Here is an 18,143-nt window from a genome sequence, read left to right on the forward strand (position 1 = left end):
TGGTGTGATTACACCAGTTTAGTCAGGATATTTAAAAACGTGTAATGTGATTTGCCATTTTATAGCGGCTAAACGAAGTAATAAGGTCATTAACATTCCTAATACCATCGCCATTTCGGTTGCTAACGAAAAACTAATGCCAAGCGTATAAACAGTACCACCCGCTATACAGGTAATAGCGTAAAGCTCACCCTTTAATAGCATAGGGATCTCGCGTGCAAGCACATCTCGAATTAATCCACCAAAGCAGCCTGTAATTACAGCCATAATTACCGCAGTCATATCGGGCATACCAACAAGCTGTGCTTTTTGCGCCCCCATTACTGCAAAAAAAGCTAACCCAAACGCGTCCGCTGTTTGTAAAATATAATGAGGTATCGGCTTTTGTTTATTTATAAGGCGTGTTGTAACAAATACTGAAGCGAGTATGGCAAAAAAGTAACTTTGATCGTGTAACCAAAACACTGGAACATCTAAAATTAGATCTCGCACTGTACCACCACCAATAGCAGTTACTGTCGCTAAAACTACGACCCCAAAGCCATCCATTTTTTTCTCATACGCTAGCAAAGTGCCCGATACAGCAAACACCGCAATGCCTATTAAATCAAACCAGTGGTAAAGTTCAGTCATATTTGTAACAACCTAAAAATATTTGTGCCGTTTTAACACAAACCAAACAAGGTTTTAAGTAATAACGATTTATTTTAAGAAGTTTATAACATTTTAAAGTGTATCTCAGGGGGGCGGGAGCTTGCGCTTATGAGAAGTGAATGCCTCATGCAGTGAAGATGATCTTTATCCTATAAGCTAAATCACCACACTCATCAAATTTTAGACATAAAAAAACACGCTTTAAGCGTGTCGTTTCATTCTTATTTATTTCAGTGGTTGCGGGAGCCTGAACTTATAAAAGGTGAACCGACGACCTTCGGGTTATGAGCCACAATATACACACCAAATTTTAGACATAAAAAAACACGCTTTAAGCGTGCCGTTTCATTCTTATTTATTTCAGTGGTTGCGGGAGCCTGAACTTATAAAAGGTGAACCGACGACCTTCGGATTATGAGCCACAATATACACACTAAATTTTAGACATAAAAAAACACGCTTTAAGCGTGCCGTTTCATTCTTATTTATCTCAGTGGTTGCGGGAGCCTGAACTTATAAAAGGTGAACCGACGACCTTCGGGTTATGAGCCACAATATACACACTAAATTTTAGACATAAAAAAACACGCTTTAAGCGTGTCGTTTCATTCTTATTTATTTCAGTGGTTGCGGGAGCTTGAACTTATAAAAGGTGAACCGACGACCTTCGGGTTATGAGCCACAATATACAAACTAAATTTAGACATAAAAAAACACGCTTTAAGCGTGTCGTTTCATTCTTATTTATTTCAGTGGTTGCGGGAGCCTGAACTTATAAAAGGTGAACCGACGACCTTCGGGTTATGAGCCACAATATACACACCAAATTTTAGACATAAAAAAACACGCTTTAAGCGTGTCGTTTCATTCTTATTTATTTCAGTGGTTGCGGGAGCCGGATTTGAACCGACGACCTTCGGGTTATGAGCCCGACGAGCTACCAGACTGCTCCATCCCGCGCCTGAAATTTGTAGACTTATTTAAAGTTGCTTACATTACAACTTGGCTTCCAATTAAAGAATTGGTTGCGGGAGCCGGATTTGAACCGACGACCTTCGGGTTATGAGCCCGACGAGCTACCAGACTGCTCCATCCCGCGCCTGTATATTTTAAGTCTATCGACTACTTTATTTTATCTCTTAAGTTAGAATTTACAGTAACCTCAATCCCTAAGGAAATTGGTTGCGGGAGCCGGATTTGAACCGACGACCTTCGGGTTATGAGCCCGACGAGCTACCAGACTGCTCCATCCCGCGCCTGTAATTTCTTTAAAGCATTTTCGTAATATTTACTTGCCTGCCTTGAAGAGAGCGCTACTATATAGGAATAAACATTTAATGCAAGACCTAAACTAATTAAAGTTGTTCAACCGAACAAAAAGCAATCAAATTACTACTCTGCGATCAATCTTTGATGTGGATTAATCATTTTTTGCCATTCCCAGTCGGGATGTCCCATCACTATAAAGTCAGGGTTCTCAGTACTCTCTCGTTGGTTGTACGTTAGCGGATTAAATTCTGCATCCGTAATACAACCACCGGCTTCTTCAACAATAACTTGTGAAGCACCTGTATCCCACTCTCCCGTTGGACCAATTCTTAAAAAACAATCTGCTTTGCCCTCTGCAACAGTACAGGCTTTTAAAGAACACGAACCAATAGCAATCGTTGTAAACTGACTATTTAAATACTGACTCACCGCTTCTATTTTTTGGCGGCGGCTCACTGCAAGCGTCAAGCTCTCTGGCGGCGCTACAGATATTTGCTTATCAATTGAGTTTTCACGTTTAAAGGCACCATTTTTAGCAGTAGCAAAATAAGTCACACCTTTTGCAGGCCAATGAATAACGCCAAGCACAGGGTGATTATTTTCAATCAATGCAATGTTTACTGCAAAGTCGCCACTTTCTAAAATAAATTCGCCTGTACCATCCATCGGATCGAGCAACCAATAACGCTGCCAATCTTGTCTGTCGGCGAGTGCTGGTATAGGTGTTTCTTCCGACATAATTGGGATATCGGGTGCAAGTGCTTTTAATCCAGCAACAAGTACGTCATTTGCTGCTAGATCAGCTTTGGTAACAGGCGTATTATCTGATTTCTCTTGTTGGCCAATATCGCCTTTTTTATAAATGGCCATAATTGCATCGCCAGCACGCTCAGCTAATTCAATGCACGGTTCGATTAATTTATTCATCGGCAGCTCCAGACGCTAAATACTTATCTAATAATAGCAAAGCTGCAACACTGCGTGCTTCGGTAAAATCTTCTTGGTCTAATAATGACTGCCACTGAGTTAATGGCCACTTAACAACAACTAGCGGCTCTGGTTCGTCACCAATAAGGGTTTGAGGGTATAATTGCTTAGCAAATAAAATATGCATAGTGGCATTAAAGTAACTCGGCGCCATTGTTACTGTTCTTAATGGTTTAAAATACTCAGCACCAAAGCCAATTTCTTCTTTAAGTTCTCTGTTAGCAGCTTGCTCTGGCGTTTCGCCCGGATCAATTAAGCCTTTAGGAAAACCTAACTGGTAATTGTTTGTGCCCGCACAGTATTCACGTACAAGTAGTAACTCATTATCTGCACTTAACGGAACAATCATCACTGCTCCCCGGCCACCGCCGCGAATTCGCTCATACTGGCGCTCTTCGTTATTAGAAAACTTTAACTCTAAAGACTCCACAGTAAACAGGCGACTTTTAGCAACAACATTGTTACTGAGGATTTGTGGTGGTGTTGGGTGCTTTTTCTGTGTCATTGGCGTTAATTTGCTATCATGGCAGTTAGTTCAATAATAAACCTTATAAGTTGAAATTCCTATGTTAAATTGGTCAAAAATCGATACCGTTTTGCTCGACATGGATGGAACATTACTCGATTTACATTACGACAGTCATTTTTGGCTTAACGTTATCCCTGCGCAACACGCATTAGCTAGAGGCATTAGCCTAGATGCAGCTAAAGCAGATATTTTAAAACGCTATCAAGCTGTGAGCGGTCAAATACAGTGGTATTGTTTAGATTATTGGGAGCAGCAATTAAGCTTGCCTATAATGGAACTTAAACGAGAGTCTCAGCATTTAATTAAAATGCGCGAAGATGTACCTCATTTTTTAACCGAGCTTAAAAAAGCAGGCAAAGAGTTAATTTTGCTTACCAACGCCCACCCTGAGAGTGTCATGCTGAAATTTGAGCATACAGCGATTGATAACTACCTAGATGGTGTAGTGTCTACTCATGAATATGGAGTAAGTAAAGAGCAGCAAAGTTTGTGGCACCAAGTACAAAAAGACTTAGGGTTTAATAAGCAGCGCACTTTGTTTGTAGATGACAGTGTGCCGGTATTAAATGCCGCACGAGAATACGGCATCGAGCACTTACTTGCAGTTGCTAACCCTGATAGCCAACAACCACATAACGAAATAGCCGATTACCTGAGTGTTACCGACTATCGTAAGATTATTTAACTCAGTTTACGTGGGCTAGATTTTTGGGTAACGCGCTTCAAGGCCTTGGTACACTAACTTTGCAAAATCTGCATGTTCTGTATCAAGGCTTTTAACTACTTCAACTAAATGCTCGTTATCTTCTTGCCCGTTCCACTCTTTAATGTAGCTACCGTCTTTGTAGCCATGATCTTGACGGAAAAAGTTTAACGTGTTTTTACCTACGTAGCCGCGATATAAATCATCATTATCCATACCCATTTGCGCCATACAGCCGGCAAAGGCAGCGGCATTAAACGTTTTATCTGCAACGGCGGAAGCCGCTAATATTTCTAGCGTTTGTTTAAAGTCATCCGCTTGTTGAGCATTACTAAGCTCAGCTTCAAGTTGCTTTGCTAAGTCTTCGTAGCTAGTTTTGCCGTCAATTCTAAGCGATAGACCAAAATGAAAAATATCAACCAACTCTAAAATAACTTGTTCAGTATCTGGTGTTTGTTTTTTCCACCACTTCCAACCATGATGATCCAGCATTTCAGCGCACTCAACCCAAATAGCGCGGTACCATTCGAATCCTTGAGTAAACCATTGCTCATGTACTTTAGTGTTCATGGCATTTTGCATTTCTAGCATAACTACTAGCTTGTTTAAATTGGCAGACATATTCATTCCTGTCGTTTTTGATTAGTGTAATAGTACAGATAAAGGAAGCTTAACGCATCAGCACTATCTTAATATGTAGTTTACTTTGAGCCGCTAAATTCAGCCCATGAATCAATTAAATCAATGAAATCTTCAAAGCCACAACCACTACTTAAACCATTTTCTTCAAGCGCTAAATCGTCATCTTGATACGCTATTAGGTCTTCACTGTCTTGATGAAGCGCATGGGCTTCAAATAGTGCTTCGTCTTTGGTTAATATTAAATCTATTTCTTGGCCTTTTAGCGTTAGCGGCTCATAGCTTGAACTCACCGATGCAATAAGCGCTTGAACCATAGCTACTTTGTCTTTGCCTATTTCTTCGTTTAGCCAGCGACCAATAATAGCGTGTTCACTACTTATTTTAATACGTAGCCCACTAATAGGGTCGCGAATAAATTGATATTCCATAGGATTTGCCTGTAAATCTTTAATTGCGTAATTATATACGTAAACGCCCGTAAACCACAGGACATATAAAGTAAAATAGCGCCACAAGGGCGCTATTTTATTCAACTTTAAAGCAGTTAACTTCGCGATCTATAACGCGCTGCGTCAATAATCGACCATAAGTAAATAATAGGCACTAGTACAAAACCTACAAGCACATAAATTAGTGCGTAACTTATTATAATAGCGAGTGCAAAAAATATAGCCGCTAAAATACGCCCTTGCACTAACTGCCCTAAACCAGGAAAAAATATATTACATAATGCTGCGATTACGTTACCGCCAGAACCTTGATCTGCCATACTAACCTCTGTATTTGTTTGATTTTATAATTATTTACTTACACACTCTATGCCAATTTATTAAAGCTTACAAATCAAATAGTTAAATTGGTCTAGATTTAGAGAGTTAGTAAATTTTGCTAACTTTAGGTCAAATTAGCAATTTTTATTGTGCGTTTACGCTTTTTTGTTTGTTCAAAAAATTATCAAGTTACTCGTTTTTAAGGCTATTTTATAAATAGCTGTTTATAAAAACAGTATTTTATTTAGCCTAACAAAAACACCTGTTATACTGCCCACAATATTGATTAAAAAGGCGTAACGATGGACGTTTCACAATTACTCGATGGCTTAAATGACAAACAACGCGATGCCGTTGCAGCCCCACTACAAAACATGCTGGTATTAGCAGGTGCTGGGTCTGGTAAAACACGAGTGTTAGTTCATCGTATTGCGTGGCTTATGCAAGTTGAGCAAGCATCTGCTTACAGTATTTTTGCCGTAACCTTTACTAATAAAGCGGCTAAAGAAATGCGCAGCCGCGTTGAAGAAACACTAAAAGCCCCTGTAGGTGGTATGTGGATTGGTACGTTCCATGGTTTGTCGCATCGTATTTTACGTGCTCATCACCGTGAAGCTAACTTACCAGAAGCCTTTCAAATTTTAGACTCTGACGATCAACTTCGGATGATCAAGCGCTTATTAAAATCGATGAATATCGATGATAAAAAATGGCCCGCCAAACAATTTGGCTGGTACATCAGCGCTAAAAAAGATGAAGCACTTCGCCCTAAAGATATTCAAGCATACGATATTAACGAGCAAATGATGCTGCGTGTTTACGCCGCCTACCAAGAGGCCTGTGATAGAGCAGGCCTAGTAGATTTTGCCGAAATATTACTACGCAGCTACGAAGTGTTAAAAAATAACCCAACGTTACTGCGTCATTATCAGCAACGCTTTGCACATATGCTCGTAGACGAGTTCCAAGATACAAATACCATTCAATATGCTTGGTTAAAGTTACTTGCAGGCGATACAAGCAGTATCATGATTGTAGGCGACGATGACCAAAGTATTTACGGTTGGCGCGGTGCTAAAATCGAAAATATTAAACGATTTTTAACTGACTTTAGCGCAGAAACCATTCGTCTTGAACAAAACTACCGTTCAACAGCAACTATTTTGAAAGCGTCTAATGCATTAATTCAAAATAACTCAGAGCGTATGGGTAAAAGCTTATGGACCGACGGTAACGATGGCGAGCCAATTTCTATTTATGCGGCATTTAATGAGTTAGACGAAGCACGCTTTGTAAGTAGCAAACTACGAAGCTGGTTAAATGCAGGTAATGCCCTACAAGATGCCGCAATTTTATACCGTAGTAACGCGCAATCTCGTGTACTCGAGGAGGCCATGCTGCAAGAAGGCTTAAAATACCGTATTTATGGGGGTATGCGATTCTTCGAACGACAAGAAATTAAAGATGCGTTGTCGTACTTACGCCTAGTAGGTAATCGTCAAGACGATGCCGCGTTTGAGCGTGTAATTAATACGCCAGCACGCGGTATTGGCGATAAAACATTGAGCCATATACGCGATTGTGCACGAGCAGAATCGTTACCGCTTTGGTATGCCGCAAAAGCAATTGTAGAACAACAGCATTTATCTGGTCGTGCTTCTGGTGCAGTAAGTAAGTTTGTAGAACTCGTTGAACAAATAGAAGATAAAATTAGCGACCTAACTTTGCATGAGCAAGCCAAGTACACAATTCAAACCTCAGGCTTGATGGCAATGTACCAAGCCGAAAAAGGTGAAAAAGGCCGTGCTCGCGTAGAAAACTTAGAAGAGCTAATTAGCGCTTGTGATCAGTATGAGCTGCCTGAAGACGAAGAGTACAGCTCACCTTTACAAGGCTTTTTAGCCCATACGTCACTTGAGTCAGGTGAAGGACAAGCAGAAGAACACGAAGACGCCGTACAAATGATGACGCTTCACTCAGCTAAAGGCTTAGAGTTTCCGCTAGTGTTTATGGTAGGCGTAGAAGAAGGCATGTTCCCTTCTCAGCAAAGCAACGAAGAGTCGGGTCGCTTAGAAGAAGAGCGCCGCCTTTGTTATGTAGGCATGACACGAGCAATGGATAAGTTATACATTAGCCATGCTGAGAGTCGCCGTTTATACGGGCAAGAAAAATACCATAGCCCATCTCGCTTTTTACGCGAAATCCCTGAAGACTGCGTAGAAGAAATCCGTATTAAAACACAGGTTTCTCGCCCGCCTGCCGCTGGGCGTTTTAGCGCATCAGTTAGCCATGCCGCATTTGAAGACAGTGGCTTTAACTTAGGACAACGCGTACTGCATGCTAAGTTTGGTATTGGTACTGTACTGAATTATGAAGGTAGTGGCGCACAATCTCGCGTACAAGTTAACTTTGACGACCTTGGTAGCAAATGGTTAGTAACGGCCTATGCACGATTACAAGCGGTATAAAGCACACCTAAATGAGTTAGAGCAACAATTAGCTGGCGCGTATCATCGTCAGCTAGTGTTGATCACGGGCAGCCCAGCTTGGTGTTATGAAATACTTAACTCATTAATAGATGAAAACAATACACTTGTTGTATCAAAGCAGTGCGCAATTAAAAATTCGTACTGGCCTACTCGCACACACCAAATTTTAGGGCAAGAATTTGCTCATGCTGTTTACGATGGTTTTAGTGGTTTGCACCCTGATAAACTTGCAGCACTTGCCGGAACCATTAAAGCAGGCGGTATACTGTTTTTATTACTGCCTGAACTAGATGATTTAGCCTCTTGGCAAGATCCAGCATTAAGTACAGTGCAATCACACGGTCAGAGCATTGACTACAGCATATTTAATCAACGTTTCGCGACTATTATTGAACCGTTACCTGCTTTTCACTTTAGTGAAAAAAATGGCTGTATTAGTAATAACGCTAGCTATGTAATGCATAATAAAATTGATTATGAGCCACAGCAAAACTGTATTGAGCAGATAGTAAAAGTAGCTAATGGCCGTGCAAACAGGCCTTTACTCATTAATGCTGATAGAGGCAGAGGTAAGTCGGCAGCACTTGGCTTAGCCGCGGCAAAACTAACTGATAAAAAAGTAATTATTTGCAGCACTCAGTTTAAAGCGACCCATAGCAGCTTTAAACATTTAGCCCAAGAGTTAAGCCTTCAATACAACGCTGAACATAAACAGCTCGCCAACTTGCACTACGTTGCACCTGACGCGTTATTAAACACACTACCTGAGTGCGATTTACTACTCGTTGATGAAGCTGCAGCAATCCCTGTTCCGTTATTACTACTAATGCTAGCTCATTACCCTCGTATAGTATTTGCAAGCACTCTGGTTGGGTATGAGGGCAATGGTAGGGGTTATACCATTCGCTTTAGTAACTATATTAAAGCACACTATAAAGCCTCTAAAGTTGTAACGCTTGATGAGCCACTGCGTTTTGCTAAACACGATCCCCTCGAGAAGCACATTCGCACCTTGCTTGCACTCGATGCAGAATATATAGAGTTAAGGAGTGATGAATTAGAGCAGCCAATTCATAGCGAAGTAACTCAGCAATCCCTTGTAAACAATGAATCTTTACTGCAGCAAGTTATTGCCCTACTTGCACTGGCTCACTATCAAAGTAGTGTCAACGACTTACGCCAACTACTAGACGCACCATCGCAAAGACTATTTATTAGCAAAATTAATAATCAATTAGTTGGCGTATGCTTAATCGCCATAGAAGGTGGTTTGAGTGAAGAACTTGCCCTACAAGTTATAAGTGGAGAGCGCCGTCCGCAAGGACATTTAATGGCGCAAGCACTCTCACAACTTAGCTTTAATAATGACTGTTTAACACAACTGAGCGCCCGCGTTGTACGAATAGCGATTGATCCGAGTTCCCACAATATAGGACTTGGTAAAAAGTTACTTAGTTATTGCGAGTCGCAGGTAAAAAGCCAATGTAGTTGGCTTGGTGCAAGCTTTGGCGCAACAGCGCAGTTACTTAATTTTTGGCAAAACCTAGGGTTTGATACTGTAAAATTAGGTTATCAACGCGATAAAAGCACCGCTGAACATTCGGCGCTTGTGGTTAAATGCTTGAGTGACAAAAGTACAATTATTCAACCTTTGAAAAAGCAGTTTAAAAACGATTTTTTTTATGGGCTCTTAACACACTTTAAAACACTAGATTGGCAACTCGTGAATATCCTAATTGAAGGATTTAGCGACGAGTTAATAAGCCTAGAGACTCACGAGCGACTAGCGCTGCTCACTAAAAGTAACTTCACTCAATTTAGTATCTCTGCAACTCTTTGGCAGTTACTGAGCCAGTCACCTTCTTGTATATATCAATTAACAGAGTCTGATAAACAACTGTTAATAAAGTTAGTACTTCAAAATGAAAGTAATGAAAAAGTGATTCAACACTTAGGTTTATTAGGAAAAAAGCAGCTTGAGAATCAATTTAAACGTGCCATAAAAAACCTCACTAGCACCATCTAATAATTTCTAGTTGCCCTATCTCTGTTAAATTTTATCCATCTTTAAGCTATTTATTTAATTTGTTCTATCCTTAAAGCATTAATAGGTAAATTAAGATAAAGGCATGGAATTAATAAACTTTAAAGTGGGCTGCAAAACAATTTCGCTAAAAATACTCGATATTTTATTAACTGAGCGCTTTGACAATAATCTAACAACTTTACCAAACAATAATAAAAGCTTTATTGGTGTTAAAGATTATATGGATATACCAACACCTGTTTTTGATTTAGGTATTATTTTAAATAATATCTCAACTGAACAAAGTAATGCGCATGTACTAAAACAACTAAGAATATGGCAAGACAAACTATTAAACTGGTTTAATACCCTTCAAAGTAACTTATTAAATAGCTCGGCTTCTATTTCAAATAATGACGCAGAACTACAAGATTTTGTTTTGTTTTACAAAGAATTCAACACCGACAATGAAGACTTAAAATTAACAATGTCTCGGCTTGATGAGCCCTTCCAATCATTACTAGAGACAGCAAAAGCAGCTATAGCAGCCCATAATCGAAGCGATTATAAACAAGTATCAACTCTGCTCGAAAAAATTAAGCGTAGTAACCTAATTCAGCTAGAGCGTTTATTTGAATCAGCTAAAGAGCAAATAACCTTAGACTATAAACCTATTATTGTTTTCACCACCAAAGACGGATTAAATCCACATGTTGGTTTATTAGTAGATAAGGTTGAAGATAATATCGACTATAAAAAAGAAGACATAAAGCCACTGGATAAGCTCACTGAGGTTGGTTTTGATCTAGACCCACAAACTAAAAATATGATGCTAGGATTAATCAAGCTCCCCCAAAAGCATAGTGTATTAATTGATCCAAGCGTAATATTTAAACCAGCTCAACTAGAAGAATCTGAAAGTGAAGAAACCCAAGCTTATGGACTATTTTAAATAGCCTTTAAATTTGGTTATTAACTTTAGTACTGGAATAATGAGCTTTTCCGCTCAACTTGTACATTTAGATAAATTAGAAAAGAATCGAGTATGTAATGTCCGTTACTCCCCCATATTTCACTTTTCTGGAGATGTAAAAAAGCCCGACTATTTCTAGTCGGGCTCTCTACAATGTGAGGTCGGTGCGCTACGCAGTAGGATGTCGTAGTGCCCACAGCGGTGGAGAGCCACAGTGAAATGCTACACTCTCTTTGTGTCAGGGAGACCTTCCGCGGGACTCGCCTTCGAGCTGTTTTGTTTCACTGCTGAGTGCGGTTTGGGCTCTTGGCTATTTATTAAATCCCAGATAGCAAAAAACCCGTCACATTGCTGTAACGGGTCTCTACAATTTGAAGCCTGGTAATATCGTAGTGCCCACAGCGGTAGAGAGTCACAGTGAAATGCTACACTCTCTTTGTGTCGGGAGTCGCTACGCTCGCCCGACCTACGAGATGAATATTACTGTGAGTGTGCGTTAATTGCGCACATTTTACTTTTCTGCAGACGTAAAAAATCCCGAATCGTTAGATTCGGGCTTTCTACAATTTGAAGCCTGGTAATGTCCTACTTTCACATAGCAAATGCTACACTATCATCGGCGCTGTTTCGTTTCACTACTGAGTTCGGCATGGAGTCAGGTGGGTCCAAAACGCTATTGTCACCAAGCAAATTTGGGCGTTAATCCGTATCGCTACGCACTAACTGAATTTGGAAAATATCTGATAATATTTTTTAAGTCTTTTCAGTAATTTCTACTTTAGTCATATTAACTTCTGTCAAACTGTCGCATAAAACGCGTTTGGCGTTGTATGGTTAAGCCTCACGGGTAATTAGTACAAGTTAGCTTAATGGCTCACACCACTTCCACATCTTGCCTATCAACGTTGTAGTCTTCAACGGCCCTTCAGAGACTTTAAAAGTCTAGTGAGAACTCATCTCGAGGCCTGCTTCGCGCTTAGATGCTTTCAGCGCTTATCAGTTCCGAACGTAGCTACCGGGCAATGCCATTGGCATGACAACCCGAACACCAGCGGTTCGTTCACTCCGGTCCTCTCGTACTAGGAGCAACCCCTCTCAATTCTCAAACGCCCACGGCAGATAGGGACCGAACTGTCTCACGACGTTCTAAACCCAGCTCGCGTACCACTTTAAATGGCGAACAGCCATACCCTTGGGACCGACTTCAGCCCCAGGATGTGATGAGCCGACATCGAGGTGCCAAACACCGCCGTCGATATGAACTCTTGGGCGGTATCAGCCTGTTATCCCCGGAGTACCTTTTATCCGTTGAGCGATGGCCCTTCCATTCAGAACCACCGGATCACTATGACCTACTTTCGTACCTGCTCGACGTGTCTGTCTCGCAGTTAAGCTGGCTTCTACCATTACACTAACCGTACGATGTCCGACCGTACTTAGCCAACCTTCGTGCTCCTCCGTTACTCTTTAGGAGGAGACCGCCCCAGTCAAACTACCCACCAGGCACTGTCCGTAACCCCGATTCAGGGGCCAACGTTAGAACATCAAAACTACAAGGGTGGTATTTCAAGGTTGACTCCACAACAACTAGCGTCGCTGCTTCAAAGTCTCCCACCTATCCTACACATGTAGGTTCAATGTTCAGTGCCAAGCTGTAGTAAAGGTTCACGGGGTCTTTCCGTCTAGCCGCGGGTACACAGCATCTTCACTGCGATTTCAATTTCACTGAGTCTCGGGTGGAGACAGCGTGGCCATGGTTACACCATTCGTGCAGGTCGGAACTTACCCGACAAGGAATTTCGCTACCTTAGGACCGTTATAGTTACGGCCGCCGTTTACCGGGGCTTCGATCAAGAGCTTCTCCCTAAGGATAACCCCATCAATTAACCTTCCGGCACCGGGCAGGTGTCACACCGTATACGTCATCTTGCGATTTTGCACAGTGCTGTGTTTTTAATAAACAGTCCCAGCCACCTGGTCACTGCGGCTCCCGTCCGCTTAGAGAGCAAGTCTCATCACAGATAGGAGCGTACCTTCTCCCGAAGTTACGGTACGATTTTGCCTAGTTCCTTCACCCGAGTTCTCTCAAGCGCCTTAGTATTCTCTACCTGACCACCTGTGTCGGTTTGGGGTACGATTCCATATAATCTGAAGCTTAGAGGCTTTTCCTGGAAGTATGGCATCAACAACTTCATCACCTTAGTGACTCGTCTCGTGTCTCAGTCTTAATAGCAACCCGGATTTACCTAAGTCGCCAACCTACTCACTTTCACATGGACTACCAACGCCATGCTTGTTTAGCCTGCTCCGTCCCCCCATCGCAATTATATCGAGTACAGAAATATTAATCTGTTTCCCATCGACTACGCCTTTCGGCCTCGCCTTAGGGGTCGACTTACCCTACCCTGATTAACATGGGATAGGAACCCTTGGTCTTCCGGCGTGGGAGTTTTTCACTCCCATTATCGTTACTCATGTCAGCATTCGCACTTCTGATACGTCCAGCATACCTCCCGGTACACCTTCAACCGCTTACAGAACGCTCCCCTACCACTCAGAATAAATTCTGAATCCGCAGCTTCGGTGCATAGTTTAGCCCCGTTACATCTTCCGCGCAGACCGACTCGACCAGTGAGCTATTACGCTTTCTTTAAAGGATGGCTGCTTCTAAGCCAACCTCCTGGCTGTCTGGGCCTTTCCACATCGTTTCCCACTTAACTATGACTTTGGGACCTTAGCTGGCGGTCTGGGTTGTTTCCCTCTTCACGACGGACGTTAGCACCCGCCGTGTGTCTCCCGGATATTACTTTACGGTATTCGGAGTTTGCAAAGGGTTGGTAAGTCGGGATGACCCCCTAGCCTTAACAGTGCTCTACCCCCGTAAGTATTCGTCCGAGGCTCTACCTAAATAGATTTCGGGGAGAACCAGCTATCTCCCGGTTTGATTAGCCTTTCACTCCTAGCCACAGGTCATCCCCTAACTTTTCAACGTTAGTGGGTTCGGTCCTCCAGTTGATGTTACTCAACCTTCAACCTGCCCATGGCTAGATCACCGGGTTTCGGGTCTATACCTTGCAACTAGTCGCCCAGTTAAGACTCGGTTTCCCTACGGCTACCCTATTCGGTTAACCTCGCTACAAAATATAAGTCGCTGACCCATTATACAAAAGGTACGCAGTCACCCAACAAGTGGGCTCCTACTGCTTGTACGTACACGGTTTCAGGTTCTATTTCACTCCCCTCACAGGGGTTCTTTTCGCCTTTCCCTCACGGTACTGGTTCACTATCGGTCAGTTGGGAGTATTTAGCCTTAGATGATGGTCCACCTATATTCAGTCAAAGTTTCACGTGCTCCGACCTACTCGATTTCACTTAAAATGTCTTTTCATGTACGGGACTATCACCCTGTATCGTGGCACTTTCCAGAGCCTTCCATTAACACATAATAAGCTTAAGGGCTGTTCCGATTTCGCTCGCCGCTACTTTCGGAATCTCGGTTGATTTCTTTTCCTACGGGTACTTAGATGTTTCAGTTCTCCGCGTTCGCCTCGTTAACCTATGTATTCAGTTAACGATACCTGCAAGCAGGTGGGTTTCCCCATTCGGAAATCCTAGTCTCAAGCGCTTTTTACTAGCTTGACTAGGCTTATCGCAAGTTAATACGTCCTTCATCGCCTCCAACTGCCAAGGCATCCACCGTGTACGCTTAGTCACTTAACCATACAACCCAAACGGGTCTTTGTTTTGTGACAGTTTAACTTCGCCAGAAGTCAATATTGAATACTAAAGTAGATACCAATCAATCAACGTAAAACGTCAATCAAATGGCACTGAATGGTACTGCTACCATTCTTTTTTTACTTTTGAAAACTCTTGATAAATACAAAGTATCTATCAGAATTTTATTATCAGCTTTTCCAAATTTTTAAAGAGCATATTAATTAGTTATTCCGAAGAACAAGCACTAATTAACAATCATCTGTGTGGACACTACGAACAAATAAGTTCTAAATCGTATAAGGAGGTGATCCAGCCCCAGGTTCCCCTAGGGCTACCTTGTTACGACTTCACCCCAGTCATGAATCACTCCGTGGTAAACGTCCTCCCGAGGGTTAGACTATCTACTTCTGGAGCAACCCACTCCCATGGTGTGACGGGCGGTGTGTACAAGGCCCGGGAACGTATTCACCGCGTCATTCTGATACGCGATTACTAGCGATTCCGACTTCATGGAGTCGAGTTGCAGACTCCAATCCGGACTACGACGCACTTTAAGTGATTCGCTTACTCTCGCGAGTTCGCAGCACTCTGTATGCGCCATTGTAGCACGTGTGTAGCCCTACACGTAAGGGCCATGATGACTTGACGTCGTCCCCACCTTCCTCCGGTTTATCACCGGCAGTCTCCTTAGAGTTCTCAGCATTACCTGCTAGCAACTAAGGATAGGGGTTGCGCTCGTTGCGGGACTTAACCCAACATCTCACAACACGAGCTGACGACAGCCATGCAGCACCTGTATCAGAGTTCCCGAAGGCACCAAACCATCTCTGGTAAGTTCTCTGTATGTCAAGTGTAGGTAAGGTTCTTCGCGTTGCATCGAATTAAACCACATGCTCCACCGCTTGTGCGGGCCCCCGTCAATTCATTTGAGTTTTAACCTTGCGGCCGTACTCCCCAGGCGGTCTACTTAATGCGTTAGCTTTGAAAAACAGAACCGAGGCTCCGAGCTTCTAGTAGACATCGTTTACAGCGTGGACTACCGGGGTATCTAATCCCGTTTGCTCCCCACGCTTTCGTACATGAGCGTCAGTGTTGACCCAGGTGGCTGCCTTCGCCATCGGTATTCCTTCAGATCTCTACGCATTTCACCGCTACACCTGAAATTCTACCACCCTCTATCACACTCTAGTTTGCCAGTTCGAAATGCAGTTCCCAGGTTGAGCCCGGGGCTTTCACATCTCGCTTAACAAACCGCCTGCGTACGCTTTACGCCCAGTAATTCCGATTAACGCTCGCACCCTCCGTATTACCGCGGCTGCTGGCACGGAGTTAGCCGGTGCTTCTTCTGTCAGTAACGTCACAGCTAGCAGGTATTAACTACTAACCTTTCCTCCTGACTGAAAGTGCTTTACAACCCGAAGGCCTTCTTCACACACGCGGCATGGCTGCATCAGGCTTGCGCCCATTGTGCAATATTCCCCACTGCTGCCTCCCGTAGGAGTCTGGGCCGTGTCTCAGTCCCAGTGTGGCTGATCATCCTCTCAAACCAGCTAGGGATCGTCGCCTTGGTGAGCCATTACCTCACCAACTAGCTAATCCCACTTGGGCCAATCTAAAGGCGAGAGCCGAAGCCCCCTTTGGTCCGTAGACATTATGCGGTATTAGCAGTCGTTTCCAACTGTTGTCCCCCACCTCAAGGCATGTTCCCAAGCATTACTCACCCGTCCGCCGCTCGTCAGCAAAGTAGCAAGCTACTTTCTGTTACCGCTCGACTTGCATGTGTTAGGCCTGCCGCCAGCGTTCAATCTGAGCCATGATCAAACTCTTCAATTAAAAAGTTTTATGTCTTTCGACAGCTCAATGAATTCTGAATTTTTTAATATCTTTCGATATTGAATTGACTGTGCCGAATAATTACCGAAATAACTATTCTGTTGGTCACTCAGTTTTCAATTGAGACTCTAATTTGTTTGCCTCGCTACTTGCTCAATAAAGAGCGAAGTAGTTTGGCTGTTAGAACTCAATCTGTACGAGTGCCCACACAGATGATTGCTTTATATTGTTAAAGAACGTTGCGATTATAAAATTGAACTTTATCTCGCTAGGGCTGCGCATATTACGCTTTCCTATTTTTTTGTCAATACTTAAATTTAAACTTTCTAAAAAGATTCACTCTAAGTTTTACTTAACACCCTGAGTTGTTCGTGCCTCGCTATGCGTTGCTGTTTCCCGTCTCAGTGGGGTCGCATTATAGGGAGATCCAAAAACAGATCAACCCTTTTTTGAAGAAAACTTGAAATAATGTGCTGTTCGCTGAGTATTTGAGCTAAACGCTCAAAAACACAACTAAACCACCTGTATTGAGAGGTTTATAGAGCTATTTAAAGTCAAAGTTATGGTAACTAGTGATCAGTAGGGACATATTTGGATCATCAATGCTGAAAAAGCCAACCAATAAGTTAAGAGTCGTGTTACTAAAATCATTTGAAATAGTCAAAAGCTGAGATTTAAATTCATTGGGCTATATTTTTATTTGAGAAGTGAGTTTACTAAGGCCCCAATGGTTAGCTTTACTATGAGGTTCTTAGTACCGGTATATAGATAAGAGAGCAACCCTTATGTCTTCTGATCAGCTCTAATCAATAAAAACTTCGTTAGGGATTGCTTAATGGCAGTTAAATTCGAAGTGCTATTATTAATAACTGTAAATCACTATATAAAGTAAAAATGCTATTTAACTAAAACCGGATAGGCTATTTTGGATCGATGGTAAGTAAAGGGTAACTAGGCAGAGCTATTAAAATAACTATAAAAACAACCTATCGATTCAGAATCTATGAGTCGATGCACATAATAGAAGGTAGTTACTGGTTCATATAGTTTGACAAATTTTAGGCAAGAAAAAGCCGAGCATAAGCTCGGCTTTTAGGTTTCTTTAAGACTTACTCTGCAGACTGTGCGTCTTCTTGAACTGCTTCGCTAGTCGCTGGGCGACCAACTAGTTCAATATAAGCCATTGGTGCATTATCACCAGTACGGAAGCCACACTTAAGAATACGAGTGTAACCACCTGGACGATCCGCGTTACGTGGACCGATTTCACTGAATAATTTACCAACAACTTCATTATCACGCGTGCGAGCAAACGCTAAACGGCGATTTGCTACACTGTCAGTCTTAGCCAGTGTGATTAAAGGTTCAATTACACGACGTAACTCTTTCGCTTTTGGCAAAGTAGTTTTGATGATTTCATGTTTCACCAAAGAACCTGCCATATTGCTAAACATCGCTTTACGATGGCTACTGTTACGGTTTAATTGACGACCACTCTTACGATGGCGCATGACCCTATCCTTCTAACTAAACTAATATAGTGATTTA

General features: G+C 42.3%; 11 protein-coding genes, 3 tRNA genes and 3 rRNA genes. 4 read left to right on the top strand and 13 right to left on the bottom strand.

Annotated elements, in window-relative coordinates:
• Positions 1-18 precede the first annotated feature (18 nt).
• The 6 genes from JG479_RS15070 to nudE form a co-directional block, all read right to left on the bottom strand.
• Positions 19-633 carry a trimeric intracellular cation channel family protein gene (locus tag JG479_RS15070; protein WP_002957915.1) on the bottom strand — a complete coding sequence of 205 codons (615 nt, stop codon included), beginning with the start codon at positions 631-633 and terminating at the stop codon, positions 19-21.
• A gap of 904 nt (positions 634-1,537) precedes the next feature.
• Positions 1,538-1,614, bottom strand: a tRNA-Met gene (locus JG479_RS15075).
• Positions 1,615-1,676: 62 nt separating this feature from the next.
• Positions 1,677-1,753: transfer RNA gene (locus JG479_RS15080), tRNA-Met, on the bottom strand.
• An 80-nt stretch (positions 1,754-1,833) separates the two neighbouring features.
• A tRNA-Met gene (locus JG479_RS15085) sits at positions 1,834-1,910 on the bottom strand.
• A gap of 136 nt (positions 1,911-2,046) precedes the next feature.
• A complete protein-coding gene (gene cysQ, locus JG479_RS15090) occupies positions 2,047-2,850 on the bottom strand; it encodes a 3'(2'),5'-bisphosphate nucleotidase CysQ (RefSeq protein WP_182695533.1) in 804 nt (267 codons plus the stop codon).
• A complete protein-coding gene (gene nudE / locus JG479_RS15095; protein WP_154903622.1) occupies positions 2,843-3,415 on the bottom strand; it encodes an ADP compounds hydrolase NudE in 573 nt (190 codons plus the stop codon). The genes cysQ and nudE overlap by 8 nt, the downstream gene beginning before the upstream one ends.
• 61 nt (positions 3,416-3,476) lie before the next feature.
• Here nudE and yrfG point away from each other — a divergent pair, with 61 nt between their 5' ends.
• Positions 3,477-4,124, top strand: a complete 648-nt coding sequence (gene yrfG, locus JG479_RS15100; protein WP_007378908.1) for a GMP/IMP nucleotidase — start codon at positions 3,477-3,479, stop codon at positions 4,122-4,124.
• Positions 4,125-4,139: 15 nt separating this feature from the next.
• Here the strand turns inward: yrfG and JG479_RS15105 are convergent, their stop codons facing one another.
• The 3 genes from JG479_RS15105 to JG479_RS15115 all read right to left on the bottom strand — a co-directional run bounded on the left by JG479_RS15105 (position 4,140) and on the right by JG479_RS15115 (position 5,553).
• On the bottom strand, positions 4,140-4,763 hold the full coding sequence (locus JG479_RS15105) for a dUTP diphosphatase (RefSeq protein ID WP_200219598.1): 624 nt from the start codon (positions 4,761-4,763) through the stop codon (positions 4,140-4,142).
• A gap of 80 nt (positions 4,764-4,843) precedes the next feature.
• On the bottom strand, positions 4,844-5,212 hold the full coding sequence (locus tag JG479_RS15110; protein ID WP_002963010.1) for a YacL family protein: 369 nt from the start codon (positions 5,210-5,212) through the stop codon (positions 4,844-4,846).
• A 116-nt stretch (positions 5,213-5,328) separates the two neighbouring features.
• The gene (locus tag JG479_RS15115; RefSeq protein ID WP_002963009.1) at positions 5,329-5,553 is read right to left on the bottom strand and encodes a hypothetical protein; all 225 of its coding nucleotides are present in this window, start codon (positions 5,551-5,553) and stop codon (positions 5,329-5,331) included.
• Positions 5,554-5,856: 303 nt separating this feature from the next.
• Between JG479_RS15115 and uvrD the strand changes: the two genes are divergently transcribed.
• The 3 genes from uvrD to JG479_RS15130 all read left to right on the top strand — a co-directional run bounded on the left by uvrD (position 5,857) and on the right by JG479_RS15130 (position 11,021).
• A complete protein-coding gene (uvrD, locus tag JG479_RS15120) occupies positions 5,857-8,022 on the top strand; it encodes a DNA helicase II (RefSeq protein WP_002963007.1) in 2,166 nt (721 codons plus the stop codon).
• Positions 8,000-10,069 (top strand): GNAT family N-acetyltransferase, encoded by a 2,070-nt coding sequence (locus JG479_RS15125; protein ID WP_200219599.1) that lies wholly within the window; start codon positions 8,000-8,002, stop codon positions 10,067-10,069. Before uvrD ends, JG479_RS15125 begins: the two co-directional genes overlap by 23 nt.
• A 103-nt stretch (positions 10,070-10,172) precedes the next feature.
• Entirely contained in the window at positions 10,173-11,021 is an 849-nt protein-coding gene (locus JG479_RS15130; protein ID WP_200219600.1) for a chemotaxis protein, read from the top strand.
• Between the two features lie 593 nt (positions 11,022-11,614).
• Here JG479_RS15130 and rrf read toward each other — a convergent pair.
• From rrf to rplQ, 4 genes are all read right to left on the bottom strand, one after another.
• Positions 11,615-11,729 (bottom strand): 5S ribosomal RNA (gene rrf / locus JG479_RS15135).
• Positions 11,730-11,872: 143 nt separating this feature from the next.
• A 23S ribosomal RNA gene (locus tag JG479_RS15140) occupies positions 11,873-14,762 on the bottom strand.
• Between the two features lie 297 nt (positions 14,763-15,059).
• A 16S ribosomal RNA gene (locus JG479_RS15145) occupies positions 15,060-16,595 on the bottom strand.
• Together the 16S, 23S and 5S rRNA genes form the textbook arrangement of a ribosomal RNA operon.
• A 1,109-nt stretch (positions 16,596-17,704) precedes the next feature.
• Complete coding sequence (gene rplQ, locus JG479_RS15150; protein ID WP_002959450.1) at positions 17,705-18,106, bottom strand: 50S ribosomal protein L17; 402 nt, start codon at positions 18,104-18,106, stop codon at positions 17,705-17,707.
• Between the last annotated feature and the right edge of the window lie 37 nt (positions 18,107-18,143).

This window comes from Pseudoalteromonas sp. LC2018020214 (assembly GCF_016598755.1).
Taxonomy (GTDB): Bacteria; Pseudomonadota; Gammaproteobacteria; order Enterobacterales; family Alteromonadaceae; genus Pseudoalteromonas; species Pseudoalteromonas distincta.

Excerpts from the sequence above, each read along its gene's own strand:
- JG479_RS15070 (WP_002957915.1), bottom strand. The coding sequence starts at position 633 with ATGACTGAACTTTACCACTGGTTTGATTTAATAGGCATTGCGGTGTTT.
- cysQ (WP_182695533.1), bottom strand. The coding sequence starts at position 2,850 with ATGAATAAATTAATCGAACCGTGCATTGAATTAGCTGAGCGTGCTGGC.
- nudE (WP_154903622.1), bottom strand. The coding sequence starts at position 3,415 with ATGACACAGAAAAAGCACCCAACACCACCACAAATCCTCAGTAACAAT.
- yrfG (WP_007378908.1), top strand. The coding sequence starts at position 3,477 with ATGTTAAATTGGTCAAAAATCGATACCGTTTTGCTCGACATGGATGGA.
- JG479_RS15105 (WP_200219598.1), bottom strand. The coding sequence starts at position 4,763 with ATGTCTGCCAATTTAAACAAGCTAGTAGTTATGCTAGAAATGCAAAAT.
- JG479_RS15110 (WP_002963010.1), bottom strand. The coding sequence starts at position 5,212 with ATGGAATATCAATTTATTCGCGACCCTATTAGTGGGCTACGTATTAAA.
- JG479_RS15115 (WP_002963009.1), bottom strand. The coding sequence starts at position 5,553 with ATGGCAGATCAAGGTTCTGGCGGTAACGTAATCGCAGCATTATGTAAT.
- uvrD (WP_002963007.1), top strand. The coding sequence starts at position 5,857 with ATGGACGTTTCACAATTACTCGATGGCTTAAATGACAAACAACGCGAT.
- JG479_RS15125 (WP_200219599.1), top strand. The coding sequence starts at position 8,000 with ATGCACGATTACAAGCGGTATAAAGCACACCTAAATGAGTTAGAGCAA.
- JG479_RS15130 (WP_200219600.1), top strand. The coding sequence starts at position 10,173 with ATGGAATTAATAAACTTTAAAGTGGGCTGCAAAACAATTTCGCTAAAA.
- rplQ (WP_002959450.1), bottom strand. The coding sequence starts at position 18,106 with ATGCGCCATCGTAAGAGTGGTCGTCAATTAAACCGTAACAGTAGCCAT.